Raw genomic sequence first — 2,571 nt, 5'->3', positions numbered from 1 at the left:
GTCGATCCCGCGGTGATGAAAGCCGGCATGCGTGGCTGCAGGAGGTCATCAAGCGGCAGGTGGCGCACATGACCCGCATCGTCAACGACTTGCTGGATGGATCTCGCGCCGAGACAGGCAAGTTCCATCTGGTTTGCGGCAATGTTGACTTGGTGGAGATCCTTGGCGAGGTGGCCCAGTCCTGCCAACCGGCGATGGACGAGAAGCATCAGCGCCTGCGCGTTTCTCTTCCACAAGGCCCGCTGAACGTGCATGGCGATCCAGTGCGGCTCGAGCAAGTTTTTCGGAATCTGCTCGACAACGCGGTCAAGTACACGCGTGACCGGGGCCACATCGCCCTCACGGCTGCCGTGATCGATCGCGTGATCTCGGTCACCGTGTCGGACAACGGCATCGGCATCGTGGCTGAGGCGCTGCCGCATGTATTCGACTTGTTCGTGCAAAACGAGCACGCGATGGCCATGCACCACGGCGGCCTAGGCATTGGCTTGGCGGTGGTGCGCGAGCTCGTAGAGGCCCATGGCGGCACAGTCGTGGCCGTCAGCGCGGGCCATGACAAGGGCAGCGAGTTCATCGTCAAGCTGCCCCTGGCCCCACTTGCCACGCCTTGAGTGCAGACGCCAGGCCGGCATACAGCTGGCGGCCTCGATGGCGGAGCTGCCCGCCGCGTTCAGGCGAGTTTGCGGTCGCTGGGCCGCGCCAGGTAGAACCACTCGGTTCCCGGCGCGGACTTGGTGTTCGGGAACACGATGCGCCCCTCGCTCGGTGCCAGCACGGCCTCGCCGCTGGCGCGGGTGCCGATGCGCTGGCCCTTCGCGATGGCGTCGAAGCTGGCCCAGCTCTGCTCGAACTGGTCGCCCTCGGCTTCGCGGTCGATGACGTCGTAGAGCTGCAGCAGCTCAGGCGCCTGAGTGGGGCGGTGTGGCTCGACGGCGCTTGCGTCCAGCATGCCCAGGAACACCAGCGAGCGCAGGATGGCCAGGCGCGCGACCTCGGGGCCGTTCGGGTCCAGATGCTGGCCGCATTCCAGCGTGATGGCCCAGCCGCCGGTGGAGCGCATGTACTCGGTGGTGCCGACGCCGTAGTGCGGGTCGGAGATCAGCGAGGCGCGGCGCGAGCCGTCGTGCTCGCGCTGCTGGCGGCGCTGCAGGCCCAGGGCATAGGTCGACAGCCAGCCCTCGACGATGCGGCCCACGCCCAGGCGCGCGGCCAGCGCCGATTCGGTCGCCTCCTGAGAGAAGGGCTCCAGCTCGCCGCTGTTGTTGCGCGGGCCGATCATCGCGAAGGCCGGGCCCTGGCCCTGGAAGCTGTGCAGGTCGAGGATGCCGTCGTGCTGCGCGATCAAGGCACAGAGCTGGCGGGCGATGCGGTCCTCGAAATCATGCGCGATGACCGGCGGGCGCAGGTTGCGGTTGAGGTTGCGGTCGCCTTCGCGGCGGTTCAGCTGGTGGGCCAGCGGGTTGACGATGGGCACCAGGGTCAGCGTGCCGCGCAGCAGCGTCAGCTCGCCGGCATCGAGCTGGCGAATGATCTCGGCCATGGCTTTGGTGCCGTGGACTTCATTGCCATGCACAGCGCCGGTAACGAGGAAACGCGGGCCAGGTTGCAAGCCGGCGAACTGGTGGACACGGATGTGGGTGGGCTGGTTCATGACTGGAGCAGGGCGGAAGACAGGGCCTTGTCGGCGGAGAAGACGCGGCGCGGCAGTTCGGCGGCGGGCTGGCCGGCGCGGTAGGCAACGAGGCGATAGAGGGTGGCGAATGCGAAGTCGGGCGGCTCCTCGCCGGCGCCCAGCACCAGCTCGCCACCGCGGCGCACGGCGTCGGCCAGGAAGGCGGGCAGGCGCAGGTGATACGGGTTGCGCTCGATCTCGCCGGTGTGGCGCTCCAGCGCGGCGATGAGGCGGGCGGTGTCGGCGATATTGGTCTGCACCAGCGCATTGGGTGYCGACTGCGTGGACCAGAACTCGGTGTGGGCCAGCACCGCGTCCAGGCGTGCGGTGGCCAGCGCTTCGGCGACGAGACGGTAGACGCCGCGGTGGCTGGGGTTGTCGTCCAGCGCATGCGGTGCCAGCACAAGGGCCGGGCGATGCCGGGCCAGCAGCGCGGCGATGGTGTCGACATGGGCGCGCCAGAGCTGCGGCTCGCGTTCGGCCGTGTCGGCGCGCACGTCCGACAGGCCGTCCTCGCCAACGCGGATGCAGTCGAAGCCGAGCACGCCGCAGGCGTCCTGCAACTCGGTCCAGCGCGACTCGCGGCGCTCGGGATTGCTGCCCAGGGTCACGGCGACATTGCCGACCCGCCAGCCGGCCTCCTGCTGAAGCCGCAGCGGCAGGGCGCCGACGATGCATTCATCGTCGGGGTGGGGCGCGAAGATCAGGCAATGGCCGGGGCTTGGCTCGCGGCCGGGTGCGGTCACGCGGTCGGGCGGGTTGCCCAACAGCTCGGCAAAGCGGGAAAGGTGCTCGCGCCAGCGCGCGAGATCGGCATCCAGGGACATGCCGGCATCCTACAGAGAGTAGGAGCCAGCGAGGCCGTGAGCGYGGCCCGCGCCGGGGCGAGTTGCGGTGGC

At 69.1% G+C, this 2,571-nt stretch carries 3 protein-coding genes; 1 reads left to right on the top strand and 2 read right to left on the bottom strand.

The annotated features are described in order from the left end of the window. Positions 1-68 precede the first annotated feature (68 nt). Positions 69-611: a sensor histidine kinase gene (locus AC1DU6_RS26960; RefSeq protein WP_477860869.1), complete on the top strand. Its 543-nt coding sequence runs from the start codon at positions 69-71 to the stop codon at positions 609-611. Positions 612-670: 59 nt separating this feature from the next. Here AC1DU6_RS26960 and AC1DU6_RS26955 read toward each other — a convergent pair whose 3' ends face one another. Both AC1DU6_RS26955 and AC1DU6_RS26950 read right to left on the bottom strand, forming a co-directional pair. Further along, positions 671-1,651 (bottom strand): succinylglutamate desuccinylase/aspartoacylase family protein, encoded by a 981-nt coding sequence (locus tag AC1DU6_RS26955; RefSeq protein ID WP_477860867.1) that lies wholly within the window; start codon positions 1,649-1,651, stop codon positions 671-673. Further along, positions 1,648-2,499, bottom strand: coding sequence for a PIG-L deacetylase family protein (locus AC1DU6_RS26950; protein WP_477860865.1), 852 nt, complete (start codon positions 2,497-2,499; stop codon positions 1,648-1,650). Before AC1DU6_RS26950 ends, AC1DU6_RS26955 begins: the two co-directional genes overlap by 4 nt. Positions 2,500-2,571: the final 72 nt, after the last annotated feature.

The sequence above is a fragment of the Roseateles sp. P5_B10 genome (assembly GCF_056400485.1).
The sequence above is the reverse complement of the archived record's forward strand: the minus strand, read 5'-3'. Positions and strand labels throughout refer to the sequence as shown.

Coding starts and splice junctions, on each gene's coding strand:
- AC1DU6_RS26955 (WP_477860867.1), bottom strand. CDS start 1,651: ATGAACCAGCCCACCCACATCCGTGTCCACCAGTTCGCCGGCTTGCAA.
- AC1DU6_RS26960 (WP_477860869.1), top strand. CDS start 69: ATGACCCGCATCGTCAACGACTTGCTGGATGGATCTCGCGCCGAGACA.